Here is a 24,407-nt window from a genome sequence, read left to right on the forward strand (position 1 = left end):
CATCGATAACAAAAATACTCAGTTATCGATGTTCTTTTTTTTACGGCAATGCTGGGTTACTAGATCATCGCAGGCTAATCTAGCTTACATTTGCTAGATTATTATGATTTGATTCTTTGTTCGTAATATTTGGTTTTTTTCTATTTTGAGAATTGCTTTCATTTTTTGGTTTTACTTTTTGGCTCTTCTTTTCTTTACTATCACTTGACTGTTTATTCTCCTGTTCATTTCTCTTGTTATTAGATTTTTCTTTTTTCTTAGTACCATTTGTGTCACTACTTTGTTTTTTTCTAGGGATCTGTTGTGATTGCTTTGGCGAATGGCTCTTTGGCTTTTCCGACGCTTTAGGACCACACGCTGCAAAACTAACTGTTGCTAAAATTCCTAGACATGCTAATAAAAATTTCTTCATATTGACCACTCCTATCATTTTTTTGGTACACTTAGAGTGTATTAAAAAGAATAAATTAAACGATGTCTATTTGCTTAAGTCATCAATAAGAAGCGCTTACAGTATTGTCACAACATTTTTTAATCATCCATAGATACGTTTAAATGATTAAGATTATTTCAATTTAGTACGCTGTAGAGTAAAAAAAAATTAACATTTTTACAAAACATGAACTTTTTATGAGCTTTTTTTAGTTTTAAACAATTTTCCTAAATTTGGTTTTTTCTAACCAAAATGATTTATTCGCTCTAAACTTTTACAAAGAAAAATGAGGAGGTTATTGTATTGAACGCTAATCGATTAAATACTTCGTCTACACCGATCATCTTATTTTTTATCGGTGGATTAGGTACTCTGTTTTCTTTTTTTAATCTAGCTGATTTTCTAGTTTTTGATGTAGGAATATTAGAACCATCGATACCAATATATGTCTATAATTTTTATCATATCTTATCCGTATCTGCTTCTAACCTTTTATTTTTTTCAGCCAATCAAATATATTTAGCCCTAATTGTTCTTACAATCACGATTCCAGTTATTATGCTCTTAATAAATATTAAACAAAATAATTTAAAATAAGATTCAATATTTTTACTCCTATTAAATCTAATTTTTTCACTTCTAATTATTTACCTACTATTTTTCTTTAAATAAGTGGTCCAATTGACATTATATTTTCTGTAAAACTAACTATATTATTATAAAAAAAATACCTACTCCAAAGAGTAGGTATTAAAAAAACCGTATGGTTAGGATTGTATAATTCTTTTGTTGTCTAAAATACGTATAATATAATTAGTAAAGAGAGTATTGATATGCATGCTATCCCACTTCCCCCAAAAGTTTTTAGCTATTGATACTCTCTTTTTATAATGGCACCTACATGTATTTTAAGGCTAACCTAATAAAAATGCAAACGCTTGATACGTGTTTAGAAATTCTTAACATTTAACTAATCTCGCGTTAGAAAATAATTCTAATCACGAAGATTAGGTTCTGATGAACATTTTTATTTGATAACAAAAATTACCTTAATCACAGCATATATATGCTGTGATTAATATAAAAAGGTATACACATTCTTCTAATTTATATCTTTTATTCTATTATTGTATAATCAAATTTTAATTTATTAAATAAAGAACAAAAAGCTTTGTGAATCTGTAAAATCAGTATATTATATATGGAATCACCCTATATAAATCATATGTAAACGTTATATAAAATTAAAATACATTCATTATTTTTGTTATCATTAGATAATTATTGTAGTTTGGTCTACCCTAATAATAGAGAAGCGCTTCTCTAAATTATATTACGAAAGGTAGATTACAATGAAAAAATTTATTTCTTTAAGTTTATCAGCACTTGCTCTATCTTCTTTTCTTGTATTCAATGCTACTCATGCTAATGCAGCAGAAAATAATTATGAAAACAACTATAATTTGAATATAAGAAGTATGATTTCTATTGAATCTCAACAAGGATTTAGTCCTTTTTCAGACGCCTTCCAACCTAATATTATAAATTTTAACCAAGTAACTAATAGATTTGACTTTAGATATGGGATTAATCCTATAAATCCTGGGATCCATCATTTTGATAGAAACACCTTAACTGGTGTCACTTCTCGAGGAGATCATGTATTACTTAATAATGGTCAAATTGAGGGAGGTTCTATAGTATTTGATGTTGTTCATCAAGTTACAATTCCTAATTTTAGAGATTTTGAATATTTCAGAATAGATGTATCGTACAGAGATGCTCTATGGAATCAGAGAAGAGAAGCTTCAATGACTTTTCGAATTAATTAGCGATACTTTAGCACACCATCTCATAGAGGCGGTGTGTTAATTTTTTAAGATTTTTTAAGTTCATTTTTACTAATAAGCGAGTTACTGAATAATACAGAAAAAAGACCCACTCCGGAGAATGGGCTGTAAAAAAACATTATTGATTTAGTGATCGTATAAGTTTTCTCCCATAGTCTTACTTAGTTAAGGTATAATTGATCCCATGGATAGTAACATTTCTAATCGTACTTGGCCATCCTTTACTATTCCACTTTCCGCTATTTGCTTGTTTTTCTATTTGTGCTGCGCCCTGACCATAAAATTTTGCTTGGTTTTTGTTATACCACGGATCATTGTGGGGATTCGGACTTAGTTGATATCTATGCTTCCCCGGATTAATTTCGTATCTCCTGTTTGTTCCACCAAAAGATGCTTCCATCCATTTATAAGTATTACCTTCTATTTTCATAGAACCTGTGATTATAAACGGTTCAACATCTCGTACTTCTTCGTAACTAGTTGGTGTTTGAGTTTGCGCTTCTACCTTATTAACGCTCTCGAAAAGACTACCACCTAAGAAAACGCTTAAACCCAGGAAAATAAATAAATATTTTTTCATATAAACCTCTCCTATCTTTATTTTTTGCTGACATCATTTTTTTAGTATCGATACTTTTTTATAACAATACCCACTGTTAGTTTAAGGGTGGCCTAAAATTATTGCAAACGCTTACTGTTTATTTAAGAATTCTTAATCTTTGATTAATTCTAATCAAAAAAAAGACCCACTCCGGAGAGCGGGTGGATATAAAAAAAAACTAATCAATGGTTTCAAGGACACTTTTAGATTACTATGATTTTATTTATTGTTCAAGTCATGTGCTTTTCTTATCGCTTGTTCTCTTATAATGGTTAGGTGCCGATTGAAGATTTGAGCGAGTTACTACAATCGATTAAAAAACAAAAATTTCCTATCTAACTAAGGACAGGACTTCTAGTATTTTTATTTTTTTGTTCTTTGCTTACTACGCTGATTACTTTTCTTCACTGCTTTTGCAGCAACAACGCTTGATAACAAACCGTCACCCATTACTTTATCTGTAGCCTTTTTGGTAACTTTGTACTTCACTGCCGATTTTAGAATACTCAATAGCACGCACCTCCTCTTATACATTCAAATAATATGATAGATTTAAGAATTTTATATGAAATTTGAGATAATTTAACCATAAGTTGTAAAATATTGTTATATGATTTGAGTTGATTTTTTCTTGATTTTTATTCTATACTTTTTTAAGTTTCACGAGGTTTACAACCGATTGGATAATTCATCAGAAAAAACTTGATGTTGATCAATCGAATTGAAGCGTATTCACGATGTGTTGTATACTATTTTCGCTATTAATATTAGACTTTGCAATCATGGGTACTTGGTTAATACCTGCACTTCCTTATATTTATGAATCTTCAAAAATTGACGATGACTATTTGGAAGTATTGTTTTTATTTATTGTTCAAGTCATGTACTTTTTGATCAGAGAAAAACTAGCTATATTATCAATGGCTAGGTTTTGATTCGGAATACAAACGAGTTGCTACAATTAATTGAAGAACGTAAAAAAGACCTCTTCCACGATTGATGGGCGAGTTTCTTTTTGTTCAATATTTATTCTTCCTTGCTACCATTTCATTTGATATGATAATTTTGTAACGGAAATTATTATGGAATGAGGAATAAAAATGAAAAAGTTTAGTTGGTTAGTTTTATCTGGGGTATTTCTACTGATGTTGTCGAGTTGTTCAACTAATAAGAAAGACGACAGCTCTGAAACATCTTCTACTTTAAGTTCAACAACCTCTGAAAATACACAAACTACTGAGACAACAAGCATTGAAGAAACAACTTCTACTGAACCAGTTCAAACTACTGTCCAAAATACAACTACTTCGACTACTGTCGTGCAAGAAGAAAGTTATGAAGAAATGAAACAACGTACGCTAAATTCTACGCATGCTGAAAGAGCGAGTTGGAGCGATGAAGAATGGGAAGCTTTTGGAATGGCATTGTACGAAAATGGATTAGCTTTAGACGATGCTGGCAACATCATTACTCAAGCTGAAGCTGAACAACAGGCTACTGCAACACAAGCAGCTCAATCTGCAGAACCATCAACTTTGACAGAATTCATCAATAAATATGGGATGTCTCCAGTTGCCTATAAAATGCAATATGAAGGCATGAGCGAAGAAGAAGCTTTACAAAGCACACCAAATGATATGAAATCCTCTGGAGAAATACAAAGAGGATTTATAGAGTACGGTATTCAATAAATCGTCCAATAATAAAATTTATATTATAGAACATAAAACCTCGCTCACGATAAATGAGCGAGGTTTTTTATATGTACCCTGTAGGACTCGAACCTACGACCGGACAGTTATTAACTCGCCATATGCTCTGCCTAACTGAGCTAAGGGTACAAATTATTGTCAAAAGAGTCGTCAAAACTATTATCTGGTAGATAATTTATTTATTGTGGTAACAAGCTTCTTGCCACTATTACTTCAATATATATAATCGTAAATATAAATAATGAAATAGTTATAGCCAAATTGTATCGAATAATTTTTGTTATTGTCAATGTCACAGATTATTCCTTAATCTAAATTTACAAACACTCATACATTCTTCATTCTTATTACATCCCAATAGTAGTGAGAAGCAAACGGGAGTTCATGTAGATATAATAAAAAAAACGATTATTTATCAATCCTAGAGATGTCGATTTAGTATAAGCTGTTGCTTATTCACTTTAGATTATTTAAATCGAATCAGATTCACTTAGACAAAAAAACACCCGCTCATATAAGAGCGGGCTACCTTAGGATAAAGAATGTCTGATGTGGATACTTAAATCTTACTATCATTTTACTTTAGGTTCAAATAATATGTTTTTTTATGTATACCACTCAGAAGAGTGGCACGGACGTTAACATATGAATATATATGGTCAAGTTCACATTACTAGAGTTTGACCCCGCATTCAAGTAATACGCTTTCCTTGCTGTTTAAAACACATGTGATAGAATCATAAAAAGAGTACCAATGCGCACGCTGAAAACTTCCCCAAGTTTTTAAAACTTTGTCCATTGGTACTCTTTTTTTAGAATGATTCCTATTCACACCTTATGGGTAACCAGTGATTATTGCAAGTACCTTGTCTTAATCTGAGAATTCTTAAACTTTGATCGAATCTTATTTTAAACAAAAAAATACCCGCTCATAAAGAGCGGGCCACTAAAGGATTCAATCCGCATTAGTGAAGCTAAGTAAAGCTTACTACCATTTCAGGCTATGTTCAAATAATATGTTCTTTTATGGACCCCGCTCCAAAGAGCGGGATGTAAAAAAAGCAATGTTGTTAGGGTGATACAATAAGATTACTATCTTTTTATCTATTATTCAACTGATATAATCATTTTGCTGCCTAAAATACGTATGATATAATTATTAAAGAGAGTATCGATATACCCACTATACACTTCCCCCAAGAAGTTTTTAGTTGTCGATACTCTCTTTTTATGATGGCGCCTACGGGTAGTTTAAGCCTGGTCTAAAATTATTGCAAGCGCTTTTCTTTTGTTTAAGAATTCTTAAACTTTGATTAATTCTAATCAAAAAAGACCCACTCCGAAGAGTGGGCGGGTATTAAAAAACGAATTCTTAGTACTGAGGATAAATTAAGGGTACTATGATTTTATTTATTGTTCAAGTCATGTGCTTTTTTGATCAGAGAAAAACTCGCTATATTATCAATGGTTAGGCCTTGATTCGAAATATAAACGAGTTGCTAAAATTAATTGACGAACGTAAAAAAGGACCTATTCATAATTAGATGGATAAGTCCTTTTTAGAATTTAAAATATTTTTGTAGTTTAATTTAGATACGCAACAATCTATATTGTTTTATATTCAAATTTCTTTAATAAAGAGTCTAGTCGATGAACTAAATCATCATAAGAAATAATATCAGCAATATGTTTATACTTTCTTCTTAAAATTTCAAAATCTCTTAGTTGATCTGCATTTAATTTGTTTGATCTCCCTAAAATAATTATTCCCCTAGGATTTCTTATATAAATGTCAAGTTCCTCTTGAGTTTGATTAAATATTTTGTTCTTTATTAGTTTCTCAGAATTTTTTGCAGTTCTACATAGGTGATAAATATATTTTTCTATCTGCATTAATGTGCCTGTTAGTTCTTTAGAAGCATAATAGTTATTTCTATATTGAGTTTTTGTCATTATAGGAATATTATATGATTTTTTTATTTCAGCTATGTCTATATTTCCGTTTACATCAATAAAAATAAAATCAGGTCTTTTATCACCCTCATCAGTTTTTATGACTGGTTCTTCAACAACTGATTGATACATTGGAAAAATAAGAGTAAGAATCTTTGCAATTTCATTTTGCCAATCTTTTTCTGAATAAATAGTTTCATTTTCTAACATTTTTACCAGTTTATTTTTTATATATAGATACTTTAAGTATTCGTTTTCTGCTATTTCTTTTTCTGTTATTATATCTTTATGATCTGTAATAAAAGTGTTCTTATTTTTCTTTGACATATAATTTTCGTAGACAATATGATTTTCTTTTTTAGTTAATAAATAATCTTGTATTAGAACCCCAATTCTCATATAAGAATATAGATACAATTCATGTTTATTTGGAAATTTTTTTATTAATTCTTCAAAAATATTTTCAGGTAAATTTCCGTTTTTACCACCTATAAATAAATCTTCATCGAGTATATCATCTATTTTTTTCATTATAGATATATTTTCATGCGCTACGAAATAAGATATATCCGTCTTCATATCTTCATAAATAAAAATATTGTGTTCTATTCCTAATACTTTATTATTTAAATGATAATAGTCTCCATCTTTTTTTCCAATTTCAAATTCAATAGAATTTTCCTTATCTTCTAATATCTCATTATTTGAGATGGTAAACGTTCTTTTTACAGTATAAGAGCCATCCTGATTTATTTTTTCAAAAATAAAGGATGTATTCTCTGCGTATGGGGTATATTCACAAATCAAATTTTCATGATTTTTCGCTACTTTCAACACATTTGCCACTATCTTCACTTCTTTTCAATGTATTTTATACATTATAATTTTTAAAGTAAGATTCCTAAGATTGTCCACTATCTTTATTAAACTAATAAAAATATATATTCAATAAAAAAACCACTCTGATAAGAGTGGCCCACAGAGTACGGCGTACTTCCATTACGCTTAATAGCTATTATCGTATCTCCCGTGTCGGCAGTATAGAATAGTTCTATCTGTAACCATATCATAAATCAGTCAACAAATAAATGCAAGTATATTACAAATAAAAATATAACTTTTATGGCAATCTTAAACATGAATGCTGAGGCATATTTCTCATCCCAGGATCATTAATTTTAAAGGATGTCCATAATCTATTTGCCAAAATATCGCTAGCTTGAATTAAGTAGTTACATTTAGAATCACAATAACTAACTTCCACTTCAAGAGCTCCATGCCAAATTGGTTCATAAAATACTCCATAATTAAAATTGTGTATTCCATTCTTCAATTCTTCATAAACAGATTCTTCAAAATTGTAGTAACCATTGCTTGCTGTTGCTTGTTCATCAACACATATAAATAACTTTAAATTTCCCTCAGGATCTAATAAACCTTTATTAATAAATAAGTTTATTTTTTCCTTGACTAACCTTTTCAGTACATAGTCCTTATATCTATGTATTGATTTCTTATTATCCAAAATACTATCTTGTACTCTGCTTATATCCACACTTAGGCCCATACTATGTTCATTTTTTAAAACTCGGTATAACTCATACTTATCTTTTCTCTCTAATACGCAAGCTTTCAATTCTCCGTTTATCATTTTTTGTTTTTTTATCCTTTTAACCACGCCCTTGTATTTTCTTTTCGCAATTTCTTTGCTCTCTTTATTAAAGAAAGCATACCCCGCATATACAAAAAATCTGTTAGGTGCTTTCCTATGTAAAACTCCTGAATCATCAAAAAACAAATATACTTCTTGCATGGACCTAGTCTCCGATCAAATTGTCATAATATCATTTTACAATCTTTATAAAAATTACACAACCTAACAGTTGCTATATACTAATTATGTATCCCCCTCAAAACGAGGGGATATTTTTTTATCGCTTAGGAATAGTCAAAACATACTCTGGAAAACGAATATCCACTGTTTGTCCATTGATCGTATTTCCGTTCGAATCATTTGTTCGTCGTAACATCGGAAAGACTCTTTTCCCTGCAAATTTACGGATATCTAGTGTGCCATCCAAACCAAATCGCAGGCCGCTAGGTAATCCATAGGCTGCATTCACATCATCTCTAATAATACCGGCTGAGCGACAACGTCCAATTTCAACATCCGGATTGTCGGCTTCCATCCAGAAGACATATCCTTGATTTAAATGAGCTGCACCGTTGATAGGCACTAACCAAGCACCAATTCGAAAAATACCAAGAGATAGCTCATTAAACACTTCTAACTTACCTACATAATTACCAACGGTTTTTGGTGGGCTCGCTAAAATAATTTGATCATGTGTTAAGTTATTCCCCGCTCGTAATCGTTCACGAACCGTATTCATATTGATACCCGGACAGATATTCGAGGCATGACCGCTGAATTCGTTATGACCTAATACATCATTGACGGATAAACCAAAACGTTGCATCGCCGCCTTTGCTCGTTCTTCAAATGCTTTTTCTTGTTCAGCTGTAAATGAACTATTCCCAACAAGGCAAATATGGTAAGTTGGTGTATTATGTCCGCCCACACCATTTGTCACATCATTATCGAAGTAACACCATTGAACGGTACCATCGCGTAAAATGATTTCATGATACCCACCTGTCCCCCAGCCTAATGTGCCATTCCAATGATTCTGAAATGCCCAAACGTCTCCAGTAGGTGTTGCGGAATGGTGACGAGCAATTTTAGTTACTTGAGAAACATTTCTTTTGGCATTGGTTGGTCCTAAAATTCTTGAATCGCCTCTTAAATCTTGGATTTTTGTCATAATCAATTCCTCCTAATTTTTTATATAAAAAAAACAGCCCTTTGGCTGTGTTTTTCCTTTGCTAATTTGTCATTCTTCCGACTGAATAACACTGTTTCCTAAATCAAATAATCCACCAGCGGCTAATCCTGAAACAGCTCCGGCCCATGCGTAAATCGCTAAATCTTGTGGTGCTAGGGTCACTGCGTATAAAACACCTAACAAAATACCCGCAATCACATTGATCACGGGCAAGAGTTTGTAATCCTTCATTTGTGTTTTAATTAACCCCGTGACACCGACGACTAGCGGTGTAATAATACTTGCAGCAGCTAAGATTTCTGTCATTTTATTTTCTCTCCTTTCCAATTTGCTTAAAAATAGATCTGATTTGTTCTTCGATAATTGAAAGCCGATTGCCATACTCAGCCTGGCTTTTTTCTACCCGGATGATCGTATTTTCTAATTTTCCTAACGTGTGATCAAGTTTCGTGAACATCGCATAAAATTTCGCCACGCCCACCATCAACGATCCACCGAGTGTTAGGATCGCGATCCATTCTCCGATTGTAATCCCCTCCATAAGTACCCTCCTATTCTTTTTTAACTAATAAATTAGTCAGAAATACGTTCGTTAATATATTCCGGTGTGACATCCCAGCTATAATCATTTGGGTTACTACTATCTTTCAAACCTTCACCAAAATATTTATATTCCGAAATATTTGGAGTGGCTATATCACCTTTTTCTATTTTTAATGATTCAATCGTTGCTTGCCCCATTGTAGCCTGAGGAAACTGATAAATTTGTAACGTACTAGGGGAAACACTCCCATTCAAGTTCACTTCTGAAGGAGTGAATGCCAGTCGCCAAGTATCCGCAACTCCTTCTACTATTTCCATGTCCCCAATATTAGAGGTACTATTCGGACCAGTCGTGTATACCCTAAATGATTGCGGACCTAATTTGGTCCCTTTCAAAGTTAAGGTATATGTTTGGTCAGCAATAAATGGTTCAATCATTTCAGCAGAATAAACTAAATACTGTCGACTACTTATCGGGAAATTTTGTTCTTTGTTTGCTAGATTTTCGTTCAAGGAAATCTTCGACATCTGATACGGTTCAACAAGTAGATTGGGTTGATAAGGTGTAGCAATCGATCCTTCTTCTACCTTTATATTTCGAAGAGAGATTTTCCCTTTAATTCGACTCGAGGCTGTAACATCTTGTAAGACTACATACCATTGTTGAGGCAGTGTCGTAGCATAAGTTGCTATTTGCGTACCCTTGATTGTCTGCCAGCTATTAGTAGAGGTAGGTGTTGGTCTATCTGTAGCCAACATAACCTGTCCCCCAGGCAAATAATTAGTAGTTAATCGAATATTAGAGGCATCTCCCTCTATACCTTCGTGCAGCATAATCTCGGCGCTAATTGTGTATCTCTTTCCATTTTGAAGAGCAGGTAAGCGCATGCTTGTATTAAATTTAGTTAGTTGCGCAGATCCGTCCAATATGAAAATGATCTCGCCATCTGGTCCATCTTCAACTGTAGCTCCATTTCCCGATGTAAAATGAGCAGCTGTAATCTTTGGTAATAAATTGGCATTCCCTGAATAGTCATAATTCCCAAAATCAATACTGTTTGAGTACATCTTTTTAAGTTTTCCGAGTTCACCAATTTTTTGATTTGTCTCATTTACTTTATCTTCAATTTTTTCTACTTTTTGCTGTAATTGAAATAATTGTTCATTTGATTTATCGATAACTTCTTTCACAGCTTCGCGTAGATCCTCAAATCTTTTCACGTAAAACGACGCCATCTCATCAAGCTTTTGATCAATCCATGATTCTTGAAACTGAGTGCTAAACACTGGGTAATCCAGCGATTGTCCATTATGAAATTCTACATAAACATAAACCAAGACCTGACCAGAATAGGCGTACATATAGTTGGGCAACATTACACTTACCTTACCTTGTTTAGCGTCTTCAATTGCGACCGATCCGTCGGCACTTTCTAACAAAAATGAACAATCAGCGTTCACAAAGTAAAAGCCTAAAATAACATTTGTTTCAGACAGGTCCAGCGGTTCTCCTTCTAATTGGAAGTTGATCACTTTTTTTGCCACGTGTTGATCATAAGTGAAAAATTCCGTATTGGTTGGTATTGGAGAAACACGTTCGTCAGTCGTTTTATTTAGAGTAATCTCACTCGTTATATAGAGTTCTTCCATCTTACATCTCCTTTCAAATCTTATTTTGTAAAACCTATTATTCTTTCTCAACATTTATCCTTATGCTGTTAGAACTTCTTTAATATATACTTGATCAACGCCCCATGCATTCACTGAGCTGGTCGTAAAATTAGTTTCTGTCACAAGCGTTACTCGATCGCCGGCATTAAATTTTCTTGCCATGAACCATCCAACATCATTCCGCCAATTTAACGTTCCTGCTATACCAGCTACACGCCAGTCACTAGCTCCGTTCACACGCATTCCAAGATAAGCATAATAGCTGGCATTGTTCGTTTGGCATGTAAATTTCCCTGTGAATTGGAGTGTACAATCTTTTAAAATCGTTAAGGTTTTAGTATCTTCAGATAATGAAAAAAAATTATTATTTTTGGAACGATTATTATCATAAGCATACGGTCTACCCCAATTTAAAACAGTGCCATTTGAAACAGGCACTCCTGCTAATCGTCCACCATTTAACGTAATACCAAAGGTTTCTTGGGCTAAGCTATTACCATTGTGTAAAGGGCGTTCAAGGAAGTTCTTCCTCCCTTTAATTTCTTGAGGTTCCGCTGTATTCACATAATTCTCCGCCCTCATTTCCTCTATCCAAGGCGAAATTGTTCCATCTTTTAATGTCAATCTGCGTGCTGCAAACTGCATATCTTTGTCCGAATAAACAAATTGAATACTATCCGCCGATTGTTGTCCCGCTTCTTTACCTGGAACTGAAGTAACAATAATTCCACTCTCTTTCAAGTTTTCGGGTAATTGATCATAGTCTGTCATCAACTTAGATTCCTCTATACTTAAGGAAAACGTTCCACTAAATTTCGATAATATTAGATATGATGTCGGCGTCGGCGTTAAATTATTTAGACTTAATGATCGACCATTATCAGCTGTCAATTTTACTCGCTGAAATTGAGAGGCTGTTTTCTCAATCTCATCTAGTTGGTCTTGAACTTTCTCTAAAGAGTCTGCTGCATTACTGGCTATTACATCAATCTCTTTTTTTGCATTAGTAGCCGTATCATTTAACGAATTTTTAATCGAAGTTGACTCTTTCGCTAAGTCTTCTTTCGCAGCTGTTACTTTCTTATCTATTGTTTGATCAGCTTGTGTTACTTTTTGTTGAATATTATTTTCATAGGAATGCATTAATTTTTCAAGATTATTTATTTCTGCGTCGATTATCGCTAATCGTTGTATCAGATCATCTTTTATCCTATCTCCTACTTCTTCTGTGATTTTATCTATTTCCAAACTCTGGATTTCTTGTTGAATTTTTTCTAAATCATCTAATATTTCTTTCAGTTGTTCCCAAGCTGGTTCCTTCATTAACTCTTCGACTTGTGTGTTCAACTCATCTAACGTTTCCTTGGACGCTTCTCTTACATAAGATAATTCTTTCTCTTGAATTTGTCTGATTTCTTCAATCAACTTATTGAATTCAACGATAATTAATTCTGCTTCTGGTGCTGTCATGTCAACAGTGCCTAAAACTTGCAATGAAAAATCTTGTGTGGTCGCTTTTTGATTCTGCTGAATGATAGAAAAATGAGCTAGATGATAAAAACCAATATGATCAAAACCATTTTTTGGAAATGTGTAGGTAAATCTTCCTGAGGGAGCGTCTATTGAAGAAACGCCATCTGTATTAGAGATCCTCGAACCACTGGGCGTCATACCTTCGAACTTTATCGTTGTGTTCGCTAAATTAAAAGGTTGCCCCTTATTAAAGATATGGACACGTACATTATTCATTCCATTGTCACCTATGCGTCCATAAATAATCGGGTTTACTCGATAGTCAATTGTCGTTTTAGCGATGTCTAAATATAGATCATATTTCATTATTCACCCCTCCACTCTTTCCATAATAAAATTCAATTTTTCTTCTAAGCTTTCTATACGTTTTTCTTGATCTTCGACAATTTCAATCAATTCTTGATTAGTTTTTGTATTTAAATGGATCTGCTTTGTTTGATTGATCAGTAAATAACGTGAACCTTCTTCTACATTTTGTTCTTGTAAAAATGCAGAACTTTGTGCCGCAATACCAAATTGTTTTCCTTGAGGATTTTTTCTGGCTACAACATTTTTTTGAATGGAAACTTCTGGACTATCATCAACACCAATTTCTTCTACTACTCTCTTTTGACTTGGCCTGTAATCTTCTTTCCATTCAAAATCTATCACTTTAATTTTTTTAGTTTCTTTAATTCCATTTACTTTTGAAGGGGTAATATTTTTTTTCAATCGAATGTCTGATTGTCCTGTAATAGAAAAACCATTCATATGAATATTGGAATACACTTGATAATTCACATTATTGGAAACCGTAAAGCTTCCAGCACGAACTCGACAATTCAACAATTGTGCTGTTTCAATGTGATGGTTATTAAAGAGTGTTCTTGTTTGATCTATTCGCGCATTACTACCACTGTGAACAATTAAACGGTTTGTATAAAGACTATTGTTGCTTGACTGTGAACCCAAAGCTACATTACTCCCATTGACTGCAGAAAAATGCATCTGCCATTGACCAGTTCCGGCATTGGTTCCTGCTGCTAAAAGACCCGATTGGACGCCTGATTCGTTAAAAAAGGTGATACTAGCCCTACCTAGTCTCATTGCTTCTCTGTTATTTGCATGATAAAAAGTAAACGAATTTCCTGACAACAACATCTGTCGAACATTTGAAATAAATGACGTGATTTCTCCATTTTGTAATAACAGTCTTCGAGAACTGCCGGTTGTCTCAAAAGTACTTCCTGAAATTGCCACCCCTATAATGTTGATTGCCCTTAGCGTTCCTGTAGTTATTCTATCTGCAACAATCGCACCATTATTGGTCATTGCTAAACCGTAATTACCATTGTATCCTGTTGAACTAAATCCTAATCCACCAGCATTCCATCGCCATACATTACGTGCGGTATTGATATTTTCCGTATCCATGATAAGTATCTCTTGCGGTTCCGATAAGGACGGATGTATAACCACGTGTCCTTTTGGTGGATTATTTAAAATATTGGAAGCTTCTTTTTGTGCCTGTTGCAGCCATTTTATTCCATTTTCTAATCGTTCTCTCTCTTTTTCTTGTTCTTTGATGGATGAACTCATCGTGCCTCTAATATCACCTATTTCTAATGAATCATACTCATCTAAAAGAACGTTCCAGACTGTGCCAACTATTTTTGCTGTGGTATTAATCTCAAGTTCATTAAATGCAACTGTTACTATATCGCAAAGCTCTAATTCCTCTAATAAAGCATGTTGTTCATTCATTGTCGCTTTAGCTAAATCGACATACTTTAGCTTAAGATTCACATGTGGCACGCCAACTTGATTATTTTGAATAAATTGCGTTGTTAACGTTCTTAATTCTGCGACCGATTGAGGCTCTTTATCACTGAAATCGACCATTTGAATTAGCCTGTCCGGAAATTTATCTAGATGAGGGCCATCAATATAAATTTCCGGAAGTAGTAATACTTCTCCATCTTTTTCAGGATCTCTTGCATAGGGATAGACCGACGTATATGTGCTTGCAATACTATTTTCTTGAACCAAATCTTTCAGATTTTTTCCGTAAGAAATGACCACTCCTGAGTTTTTCCCAGCACTACTCATTAATCGAATTTCATTGTTATCAAAGATATATTCTCCACCGAAATTTTGTAAGATTGAACCCTGCTTTCCACCTAAAGCTTCTTGTGCATTTTGAAAATGGCCAATTTCCGAAAAATCTATTGAAGCGTTTGTTCCCACATCACTATATACTGATAGATCTCGTCGGGGTACTAATAAATTAAGCCATTGATTTAAAGCGAATTGAGCAGATACTCCAGAAAACTGGCTCCCTTTCAGAATGCCAGTTTTACCCACGATTGCACTGATATGTTCAGCATAAATCGTTACAATACCATTTTGTGGTTTAGTTACCCTTACAATTTCAAATCGTTGGCTTTTTGATCGTTTTCCAGGACCTACATCTGCTACAACCTTTTTCCCTGGTTCTAATTCTTTAAACAAAGGAGAAAACATTGGATAAGTGAAAGTCAAAAATGGAAAATCATTTCTAATCCTCGTTACCAACACTTTTCCTGCATGAATTAAAGGTCCGATTCCTAATGTTGTATAGTCATTATTGTTCTTATTATATAAAATAGGTATGCTCATATAGCTATCGCCCTCCATCTAGGTGTGATTCGCACATTAGTCAACTGATTAGTAAATGTGATCGTAGTCAGCCCAGGGTTTAATATGGGCGGATGGTAGCCATCTGTATGGATAAGGATACTGCTTGAAAGATTGATATTTCCTTCTCGATAGGCTAATCCGTTCTCACTATCTATTGTGACTAAACCTGTTCCTGCGGAACGCAAAATACGGTATTGTCTCCCACCTATACTTAATGTCGCATCTGAAGTAGCGTTATAGTGGAATTGAATAAGGGGATATGCAATTTCTAGCTCTGGATTTTCAAGCTGAATACCACTTTGAATACTTCTAGGTTGCAATCCGGCTATGCTATACATTACAGGTGCAAAGCGAAAAGGAATTCGTATATCCATCCAATCTTTTGACTGATCAGCAATAGTTATTTCTTCATAACAGATCGCTTGATACATATAATTAGGATTTAATGATAGAAAGAAAGGTTGATAATTTTTGGGCTCTTTTACCCAACGATTGATTGTTTGTAGTTGTTGCATAAGTGATTGATCATTTTGTCGTTGTATTTCAACAGGAAATATTTTTTTGATATCTTTGTAACGGTTCTCACTATAAACCAAGCTTCCTTGTCGAGCGTCAACTTCTTCAAATTGAAGTGCTGCTTCCGGTGAAACAAAATAAATGTCATCCAAAAATGTCATTCGGTGTTGTAGTGATGACTGTCCATTAAATTCAAAATAGGGTTCGTTAGACATCTCTTAACGTCCTCCTTAATTCATCAGTTGTATTCTGAGCTAAATCTTTTGCTAACTCCTCGATGTCACGATCATCAACGATTGTGATTTCGCCAAAATGTATATCAATATGAGGAGTGTTATGGATCGTTCGATTAGTAGTACGTGATTCATTTGTAGAAACTGGCAGAGCTCGACCAAAATCAGCGTTCCCTGCAATCGCCACCGACTCAGCTTGAATATTCGGCAAGACAAGCTGGGCACCTAAATCCTCAATGGCATCTAACGCTAAATGCTTGAATCGCTCAATCCCTTCACCAACTCCGGCAGGGATCCACCGTCCCACATCCATCTCCATCACTTTGGATGGTGAATTGATATCTAAAGCTCGTTGCATCGTTTGTGCCACTTGATTAGCGATGGAAGCTGCATTGCTAAGAACTTGAGCTTGCCCGGCAATTAATCCATTGTTTAAACCGATCATAGAGTTTTGACCGATGCGATAAAATTGATCAGGCAAATGACTCATCTGATCCGGCATGCGCTGCGCACCATTACGGATTGTGTCGTTCGCATCTCGCATCCCATCACTGTAGGCTTGATTTGATTCACGCATGATTGCTGTGGCAATCTTAGGAAGACTTTGTAAAGTTTTATCTATTTCCTTAGTCAGTTTTTCAAAAACTTCCTGCATTTTTTTAGATCCCTCATTGGATGTTTTGACCATCGCTTCCGTCATTTTATTGATTTCAGAAACTGCCTGAGGGGCGGTATCAGCGATACCTTGGCTTGTGCCTTTACCTACCTTTTCTCCATGTTTTTGGTATTCTTGTTGATTCATGTGTGTGGAAATTTCATTCCCTGGTACTAATGCAATTTCTTTCGCTGCTTTTTGGACAGCCCCTTGACTATCCTTTATTCCTTTGGCAGATCCGGCACCAACATTTTGACCATTTTTATTGTAGTTACTAGCAGTCATTTCGTTGTTTAAAATATTTTCTGGAACCATCGCAATCTCTTTTGCTGCAGATTCTACTTGTGGTTTTCCTTCACGTACACCTTGACTTGTGCCTTCACCAACAGGATGCCCCAGAGAAATATATTTATCGATCCCCACGGTTTCTCTAATCGTTTGTTCCGGAACATTAGCTACTTCTTTAGAAGCTTCTTCTACCGAAGTAATATTATCTAAAATTCCTTGCCCAAATTTTGTTGGTGGTGCTGCACCCATTGAGGCGTAGTCTGTTTGTTCTAGGTGAGGGCCCATCACTCTCTCTGGCGTTTGAGCAACTTCCTTTGCTGCTTCCTCTACTTTGGGGGTTGCTTCTACCATCCCACCTCCAATTTCTTCGACAGGTTGACGTCCCCACTGGGCAAAGTATTGCCCCTCTGTTCCTCTCCGTAAAGATGCCTCACTTTTTTCTGGAACTAATCCAAACTTTTCAGAAACAGTCTCCGTTTCTTCACCAACAATATTTGCCATACTCGCCATCGCTTGCTTCATCGTTGCATCCGCAGTCCCATTTAAATCACTAATGTGCTGTTGTGCTGTTTCTGGTAATTTACCTAATTCAAGATCTAAATTTTCAACAAACCACGCCGATTGTTCAGCTGACATTTTTGGTAGGTCCTCCATATGAAGACCCATTTGTTCCAGAAGGCTTTTTGTATGTTCTCCACCTAACTCCGCTAATGAACCAAGATTCAGTCCCATCTCATCAACCATTTGCTGTGTTTGAAGCGCACCCGCCGGGCCTAGCTTTTCAAGTTGCATAATAATGCCATCATCTACACCGGCCTTCGCCAAAATGGCAACATTGGTCGACCAAGTTCTCATAGCTTCAGCATTTTTTTGTAGATTTCCCTTCATTTGATCCAAGCTGATTGCTTCTTGTTGTTCAATCTGCTTAAAAGCATTCCCTGATTCTTCTACCAGCTTTTTGTACATGCTATTCATAGATTCCAAGGCAGCTTGTTGTGCATCAGATAGAACATTCCATGAGGTAATCATCTGTGAATTAGCTTCTGAGACTGTCTCTGCGACTGCTCGTCTTTTCTCTTGCTCCTCCGTGTACAATTGATTTCGTTCAGATTGATTTTCAACAAGTAAACTTTGAAGTTCATCTTCCTTCTGAGAGAGTCCTTCCAGTGATTCTTTAACCTTTTTCTTTCCATCCACGCCAGATTCTGAGGCTTCTTGCTCCAATCTCATACGTTCTTTGGCTACTTCAGTTAATGAGGATTCAATGTCTGCAGCTTCTTGATTCAACGTCTTTTGTCGTTCGGTTAGCCGATTGACTTCTTCCATTCCTTTAGAAGCTTCAATTCGTTTGTTTATTTCTTCTGTGGTTGCATTAAGCAGGCCTGTTTCTTCGTCGTAAGAGAGATTTAGACCAGTCACTGAATTATTCAGTTCATCAACTGTATCAGCCATCAATTTTTTATCCGCAGCCGATTTATCTTCAATTGCTGAAAGCCTTTGTAATTCAGCTACTAGATCCTTGTTTCTTTCTGTATTCGACTCGATCACTTTAGCTTGTGATTCAAATTCTTTTGCACTGGACTGGGTTGACTTTTCTACGCTATCAAGATCGCCTTTTAATCCATCTAATTCACTAGCTAATTCTTTGGCTTTTTTACGAGCTGCAAAGAAATCTATGCCCATTTTGGCGGCCGCAACTCCAGCTAAACCAAGTGCAACCGCAGTGCCTGCGACCACAGGATTTAACAGAATACTAGCAGCCGCTAATGCTTTCTTCGCTACTGCAGAAGCACCAGCAGCAATCGCATAGGTTTTTTGGGCAGCTGCTGCCCCTTTTAGTGAAGCTGCATTGGAAATGTTTGCTGCGACAACCGCTTTAGTGGTGGTGGCGTTCTGTAAGTTGAGACTGATTCCCAGTTTTGTAGCAACTGCATCAACTTTTTTAGCCATCGTCGCACCAGAAGTTGCACCGGTCAGGTATTTCAACATCTGAACATAAGATGCTGTAGCAACTGCTGCTTTCTGTACAATCAGTAGTCCACCAAATGCAGTTCCTAATCCGATAATTACAGGCGCTGCCGTCACAGCTGCGTCTTTCACAGCAATAACCCCACCAGCCATCATATCAATAGCCGAAACAACCGGAGGGATGACACCAGCGATACTATTCAACGCCCCTTCAAAAGTTTTACCAAACCCTTGAATATTTTCTTTCATTGAGCCAAAGCGAGTTTTGCCAAATGCCTCGTCCATAGATGCGATAATGTTTGCTGTTCCTCGACTTGTTGCAGTAGCCATATTGGCAAACGACCCTGCCCAAGTATCCCCAGCTTGTTGAGCCATCCCAGAAACCGAGGTGAATTCATTCCCACCATCACGCATCGCCTGTTCAACCGTATCAAAAAACTCATTGGCACTAATTTCGCCATCACGCAACGCATCTCGAATACTCTGCATACTCATGCCAGTTGCATCTTCATAGATTTTCCAAGGATCAACACCACGACGGACCATCCGATCCATTTGAGCCATGTTTACGGTACCGGTGGCTCGCATCTGGATCATGGCATCCATCACATTATCCATTGTTTCTGCAGCGCCATCACCATACATGGCAACTGCATCACCCCAGATTTGATAACTTTTCGTCGATTGTTCTAATGAACCATTTTGCATAACTAAACGTTGAACGGTCTGTGCCGCACTATCAAGCATGTAGTTTGTACCAACAACGACATCTCGAACGCCTTCCATCCCTGCAGCGGCTTCTTCTGAGCTACCAGTTAATCGAGTCATCGTATTTTCAAAGTTATTCAAAGTATCAATACGACCAAATGCACCATCTAATGAACCTTTAGCCATCGTTAGTGCTGTAGTTGCTCCTTTTGTGATCAACATCGCTGCGCTTAATTTCCCAACACTACCAGTTAACAGATTGGCACTAGGATTAGGCTTCTCAAAAGAATCACCTAACTTACTCCCAGTGGTATCTGCGTACTCTTGTAGGGCCAATAAATGCCCCTTCATAGCATCAACGGCAGATCCTAATGCACTTGATCCATGTTTGGCTCCGGCTTCAATACTTTCTGAAATGCTTTTCCCGGCTTTGGTAGCAGACAGTTCCACAGGCGGTACCATTTTCGAAGCTGTTTTCCCAATACTTTCCGTGGCATTATTGGCTTGTTTAGCGCCAGATTCAAACGATTCAGCAATTGCTCGACCTGATTTGTTAGAAAAACTCTCCACACTATTTAGTAACGAACTTCCTGATTTACCAACGCTATCAAGAGCTGCAATTGATGATTTCGCTCCGGAATCAAAATTTTCAGCAATGCTTTTCCCGGCTTTTGTGGCTGATAAATCGACTTGCGGTACCATTTGATTCACAGATTTCGTAATAGAATCTGTAGAAGTTTCAGAATCCTTAGCAGCACTTAGAAAAGTTTCACTAATACTACGCCCCATTGTTGGTGCAGAAGATTCCACAGAAGAAACCAAGCTTGTGACTGATTTAACGACACTTTCATTGGCCTGATTGGCATCCTTGGCACCTGTATCAAAGTTATCACCGATTGACTTACCAGCTTTAGCTGTTGCAGATTCGGTCGTCTTTCCTAAACCTGATACGGTCTTTTCGACAGAATCTACTGCTTGATTTGCCGATTTTGCTCCTGATTCAGTATTCGCACCCATGTCAGACCCGACTTTTTTCATGACATCATCGGCATTTTTACCCAGTCTGGAAAAGCCTTGTTCGACCGTGTCAATTTCTTTCGTGACCTGTTTGCCGTTGACGATTATGTCGATCGTTACCTTACCATCACTTCGACTCATCTTCTTCACCTTCTTTCGGTAGTGCATAGAGTTTCTTCAATTTTCTTAGTTCATCTTTTGCTTCTTTATTTCCTTTTCCTGTTGGCATTTTCCTCGTCCTTATCGACACGATCTGTCTAAACCTAGTTTCATCTGGTAATCCTCCAAACAAGGCAATAAACTTCTCCCATCGCATCTTCCCTCGTTCCTCAAATAGATCGATACCGTATGATTGATAAAATGCTGCGTAAATATTTGGCGCATCATAATCAAAAGAAAAATGCTGGTCCGCAATCTCTTTCATTTTTGGTTTTAATTGGTTGCCCTTCTTGTCATAACGTGGCTTTGGTTTTTCCCAAATATCAAAAGTTTCCAAGATTGATAAAAAAATCGTATTTTGTGTTTCAATGTCATACAAAAACGAAACACCTAATAAAAGCTGTAAACCCAGAACAATTTTTTCTGGTTCCGTCAAAATCGGATCCTTTAACAAGTCAAAAAGACGTAGCACCGTATCGAAAGAAAGATCGATCGGATAACTAACGCCTTCGATTTCCACCGTGTCTTCTAATCGATACTGTAGTTTCATTGCTCTATCCTTCTAAGTAACGCTGCATTTTATCGAAGAATTGTTTTTTTCGTCCGCCAAGCTCTTCTCCTACTGCGGAACAAATCTCCATGTAGTACTCAGAGATCAATGTGTAGTCAGGCGAAAGCTTAAACAACTTGTTAAATGCGCCATCTCCTAAAAGCTGATCCATCACTTTTTCTAATTCTTCATGCGCCTTCCTGTCAGCTGTTTCCGGTTTGATCATCTCTTTTTCCAGTTTTTCAGTGATCTTTGCAGACTTTGTCGCATAATTTGAAACTAATTTCCAAAAGGCTTCTGCTCCTTTTTCGGATGTATCAATATAAAATGTGTGTTCGCCAATCTCAATTGGTAGTTGTGTTTTTTTCACTTGGATTTTTACCATGTTTGTTTCCTCCATTCGTTGGTATGTAAAAAAGAGAAGCGATAATCGCTCCTCTTACTTAGTCTCTTCTTTCTTGTTTGCTTTAGTGTTTGTTGGTGCAGAATTCAAAGACACATCTGCGTTATTACCACCGGATCCCGGAACACCTTCCGTCGGTGTTGCATCGAAGGTAATTGTACAAGAAAAATCTTCCGTTGCATCCGCTGCACCAGATCCAGCCACAATGTCCGTCACTGTCGCATGTCCAGTCCATTGTTTTGTCTTGTCAGCACTGACAACACGATGCCAAACTTTACGACCAATGCCGGTTTTATACTTCATGTCTGCAATAATTTTTTGTGCTTTATCTTCAGAATCATAGTCACCAGATACGTTATAAGCTCCAGATACACTATTGACCATGTTTGTTTTCACGCCGTTGTAGTAAGCTTTTTCCTCTGTTGTTTCCGTTGTCGCATCAGAAATGTCTTCAATTCCATCTGCCAATTCTACCCACGCAGCTTCTGTTGGTGGTGTAGCGATATTCGTAAATGGCGCAATAAAATGACCACGTTCACTGTTTACATTTTTCATTTAGTCTTCACTCTCCTGTGGTTTATTTTTAAAATAGAGTTTTGCTTGGACGACTAATCGATAATAGAAGAACTTTTTATCGTCTTGACCAAGCAAAAAGGGTTCATTGGAAATTGTCAAAGCCATGAATTGATAAGAACCATCTTCAGATGGGATAGATTTCACATTTTCTAAAATCTCAGAAAGCTGATAGATGACACGGTCGCCAGAAAAGTTTTGGGTCTTGAACCGAAATTCAAACGGCAATTCCTTGACCTTGTCCCCATTCATGTACGATTTGACTGTTCGGCCTCCCGGTAGTGGTACCAACCGAATTGACTCCTCCTGATCGATGGCTTGGATAATCACCGGCACATCGATTTTACTGGCTACTTCCTGTAGCCGATCTATAAAATCCATTATAGTTTCGCTCCAATCTTAAATGCCTGTAACCAATCACTCATGAATAAGGGTTTCGCTGCTTCATCCCAAAATGGACCGGTTCCGGGCTGCTTATTGACAAATGGGATCCATACACCAGTTACTGGATGCTTTCGGCCGCCATAATACTGCGGACCTGCATATGGCGCATCAAATATCAGCTGACTTCCCCGACCAGATACTTGGCCAGTGTCACGCAAATGCATCGTGTCCCATGGCACCACATTTTCGTTCATGGTTTGTAGCATCCGGTTGGCCATGTTCAACTGACCAAGCCCCAAGTTATCTTCACTAAGCTTTGATCGGACACCACCTAGATCAATGTCAATCTTGATCCCACTCATCAGACCACCTCAATTTCATAGCCGAAAGGATCAGGTGAATCAGCATTCAGCGGTACAACTTTTGCGATAGTGTAATGTTTGCCAAAGATCTCAATTTGGTCTGCAACTGAAAATTCTGGTAATGGTCCAGTGTATTTCTTCACCATAGAAATCAATGCATTGGGCGTTTGTACTTTCCCATCGACATCCCTCGGCTCAAACTTGACTGTGTCATCAAAGCGGACATGCTCAATGACAAGCTCATCCTCAAGAATAGGCTCACCTCTTGGGGTTACACCAATTTTCTTCCGATAGATCATTGCATGAGGGAAAAAACGTTTTGGTGGCATTCTCATCGACTCACCCCACGATATAACAGGCCTGTGCCAGATAACTGCAGCATAGCGTCCCCAGAAAGCAGGGATACTTCGTTTGTCGATGACGAACCACCTTTGCTTTTAGAAACACTCATCCGACCAATGGACCAGCTGTCAGGCTCTTGCATGCCGAACGTTGTAGTGGCCTCAGCCTCATGCATGTACTCAATTTGATAAGCAACAGCCAACTTGAATGCATCGCGCCGCATCGGAATATCTGACTCGAGATCATTCCTCTGATAAAAACGTCTCGTTTGGATGTCCAACAATGCACTAGCTTTTCTCAGAAACTTTCGGAAATCTTTTTCAGTCAGTTCTGTTTCTTTATCCACCAAGCGTTTATACTCTTTAAGAGACAAGTAGCCACATGGCTCGATGCTTTCCTGATCGTCAAAGATTTCATTCAACGGCTTACGTCTTATTCGTTCCATGGTT

The 24,407-nt window shown here is 36.4% G+C and carries 23 protein-coding genes and 1 tRNA gene; 3 read left to right on the plus strand and 21 right to left on the minus strand.

Annotation, left to right across the window (positions count from 1 at the left end):
• Nucleotides 1-79 precede the first annotated feature (79 nt).
• Nucleotides 80-412 carry a hypothetical protein gene (locus IGL24_RS11730; RefSeq protein WP_096081696.1) on the minus strand — a complete coding sequence of 111 codons (333 nt, stop codon included), beginning with the start codon at nt 410-412 and terminating at the stop codon, nt 80-82.
• A 324-nt stretch (nt 413-736) separates the two neighbouring features.
• Here IGL24_RS11730 and IGL24_RS11735 point away from each other — a divergent pair, with 324 nt between their 5' ends.
• Nucleotides 737-1,030, plus strand: coding sequence for a hypothetical protein (locus IGL24_RS11735; protein WP_206859615.1), 294 nt, complete (start codon nt 737-739; stop codon nt 1,028-1,030).
• A 755-nt stretch (nt 1,031-1,785) separates the two neighbouring features.
• Nucleotides 1,786-2,265: a hypothetical protein gene (locus IGL24_RS11740; RefSeq protein WP_206859617.1), complete on the plus strand. Its 480-nt coding sequence runs from the start codon at nt 1,786-1,788 to the stop codon at nt 2,263-2,265.
• Nucleotides 2,266-2,440: 175 nt separating this feature from the next.
• On the opposite strand, the gene IGL24_RS11745 is transcribed toward IGL24_RS11740, so the two are convergent.
• Nucleotides 2,441-2,863 carry a hypothetical protein gene (locus IGL24_RS11745; protein ID WP_429968458.1) on the minus strand — a complete coding sequence of 141 codons (423 nt, stop codon included), beginning with the start codon at nt 2,861-2,863 and terminating at the stop codon, nt 2,441-2,443.
• 384 nt (nt 2,864-3,247) lie between these two features.
• A complete protein-coding gene (locus IGL24_RS11750; protein WP_206859619.1) occupies nt 3,248-3,394 on the minus strand; it encodes a hypothetical protein in 147 nt (48 codons plus the stop codon).
• Nucleotides 3,395-3,984: 590 nt separating this feature from the next.
• Here IGL24_RS11750 and IGL24_RS11755 point away from each other — a divergent pair.
• Nucleotides 3,985-4,575, plus strand: a complete 591-nt coding sequence (locus IGL24_RS11755) for a hypothetical protein (RefSeq protein ID WP_206859621.1) — start codon at nt 3,985-3,987, stop codon at nt 4,573-4,575.
• A 72-nt stretch (nt 4,576-4,647) separates the two neighbouring features.
• Here IGL24_RS11755 and IGL24_RS11760 read toward each other — a convergent pair.
• The 18 genes from IGL24_RS11760 to IGL24_RS11845 form a co-directional block, all read right to left on the minus strand.
• Nucleotides 4,648-4,725, minus strand: a tRNA-Ile gene (locus IGL24_RS11760).
• Between the two features lie 1,476 nt (nt 4,726-6,201).
• A complete protein-coding gene (locus IGL24_RS11765; protein ID WP_429968459.1) occupies nt 6,202-7,383 on the minus strand; it encodes a Shedu immune nuclease family protein in 1,182 nt (393 codons plus the stop codon).
• A gap of 286 nt (nt 7,384-7,669) precedes the next feature.
• The gene (locus tag IGL24_RS11770; RefSeq protein WP_206859438.1) at nt 7,670-8,362 is read right to left on the minus strand and encodes a DUF3800 domain-containing protein; all 693 of its coding nucleotides are present in this window, start codon (nt 8,360-8,362) and stop codon (nt 7,670-7,672) included.
• Nucleotides 8,363-8,480: 118 nt separating this feature from the next.
• Nucleotides 8,481-9,374 (minus strand): peptidoglycan recognition protein family protein, encoded by an 894-nt coding sequence (locus tag IGL24_RS11775; RefSeq protein ID WP_206859439.1) that lies wholly within the window; start codon nt 9,372-9,374, stop codon nt 8,481-8,483.
• Between the two features lie 69 nt (nt 9,375-9,443).
• The gene (locus tag IGL24_RS11780) at nt 9,444-9,701 is read right to left on the minus strand and encodes a holin (protein ID WP_023520194.1); all 258 of its coding nucleotides are present in this window, start codon (nt 9,699-9,701) and stop codon (nt 9,444-9,446) included.
• Between the two features lies 1 nt (nt 9,702).
• Nucleotides 9,703-9,936: a hypothetical protein gene (locus tag IGL24_RS11785; protein ID WP_206859441.1), complete on the minus strand. Its 234-nt coding sequence runs from the start codon at nt 9,934-9,936 to the stop codon at nt 9,703-9,705.
• A gap of 32 nt (nt 9,937-9,968) precedes the next feature.
• Complete coding sequence (locus tag IGL24_RS11790; protein ID WP_206859442.1) at nt 9,969-11,588, minus strand: BppU family phage baseplate upper protein; 1,620 nt, start codon at nt 11,586-11,588, stop codon at nt 9,969-9,971.
• Nucleotides 11,589-11,648: 60 nt separating this feature from the next.
• Nucleotides 11,649-13,448 carry a BppU family phage baseplate upper protein gene (locus tag IGL24_RS11795; RefSeq protein WP_206859443.1) on the minus strand — a complete coding sequence of 600 codons (1,800 nt, stop codon included), beginning with the start codon at nt 13,446-13,448 and terminating at the stop codon, nt 11,649-11,651.
• Nucleotides 13,449-13,451: 3 nt separating this feature from the next.
• Nucleotides 13,452-15,779 (minus strand): phage tail spike protein, encoded by a 2,328-nt coding sequence (locus IGL24_RS11800; protein WP_207699865.1) that lies wholly within the window; start codon nt 15,777-15,779, stop codon nt 13,452-13,454.
• Nucleotides 15,776-16,531 carry a phage tail protein gene (locus IGL24_RS11805; RefSeq protein ID WP_206859445.1) on the minus strand — a complete coding sequence of 252 codons (756 nt, stop codon included), beginning with the start codon at nt 16,529-16,531 and terminating at the stop codon, nt 15,776-15,778. The genes IGL24_RS11800 and IGL24_RS11805 overlap by 4 nt, the downstream gene beginning before the upstream one ends.
• The gene (locus tag IGL24_RS11810) at nt 16,524-21,326 is read right to left on the minus strand and encodes a tape measure protein (protein WP_339092776.1); all 4,803 of its coding nucleotides are present in this window, start codon (nt 21,324-21,326) and stop codon (nt 16,524-16,526) included. The genes IGL24_RS11805 and IGL24_RS11810 overlap by 8 nt, the downstream gene beginning before the upstream one ends.
• Nucleotides 21,313-21,894, minus strand: coding sequence for a Gp15 family bacteriophage protein (locus tag IGL24_RS11815; protein WP_206855051.1), 582 nt, complete (start codon nt 21,892-21,894; stop codon nt 21,313-21,315). Before IGL24_RS11815 ends, IGL24_RS11810 begins: the two co-directional genes overlap by 14 nt.
• Nucleotides 21,895-21,898: 4 nt before the next feature.
• Entirely contained in the window at nt 21,899-22,279 is a 381-nt protein-coding gene (locus IGL24_RS11820; RefSeq protein ID WP_242543245.1) for a hypothetical protein, read from the minus strand.
• 54 nt (nt 22,280-22,333) lie between these two features.
• Nucleotides 22,334-22,852 (minus strand): phage tail tube protein, encoded by a 519-nt coding sequence (locus IGL24_RS11825; protein ID WP_023520360.1) that lies wholly within the window; start codon nt 22,850-22,852, stop codon nt 22,334-22,336.
• Nucleotides 22,853-23,251 carry a minor capsid protein gene (locus IGL24_RS11830; RefSeq protein WP_206855055.1) on the minus strand — a complete coding sequence of 133 codons (399 nt, stop codon included), beginning with the start codon at nt 23,249-23,251 and terminating at the stop codon, nt 22,853-22,855.
• A complete protein-coding gene (locus tag IGL24_RS11835) occupies nt 23,251-23,616 on the minus strand; it encodes a minor capsid protein (protein ID WP_206855059.1) in 366 nt (121 codons plus the stop codon). Before IGL24_RS11835 ends, IGL24_RS11830 begins: the two co-directional genes overlap by 1 nt.
• Nucleotides 23,616-23,951 (minus strand): putative minor capsid protein, encoded by a 336-nt coding sequence (locus IGL24_RS11840; protein ID WP_206855061.1) that lies wholly within the window; start codon nt 23,949-23,951, stop codon nt 23,616-23,618. Before IGL24_RS11840 ends, IGL24_RS11835 begins: the two co-directional genes overlap by 1 nt.
• Complete coding sequence (locus IGL24_RS11845) at nt 23,948-24,403, minus strand: hypothetical protein (protein ID WP_206855064.1); 456 nt, start codon at nt 24,401-24,403, stop codon at nt 23,948-23,950. Before IGL24_RS11845 ends, IGL24_RS11840 begins: the two co-directional genes overlap by 4 nt.
• Nucleotides 24,404-24,407: the final 4 nt, after the last annotated feature.

It is taken from the genome of Enterococcus sp. DIV2371, assembly GCF_050498525.1.
GTDB lineage: Bacteria > Bacillota > Bacilli > Lactobacillales > Enterococcaceae > Enterococcus_B > Enterococcus_B mangumiae.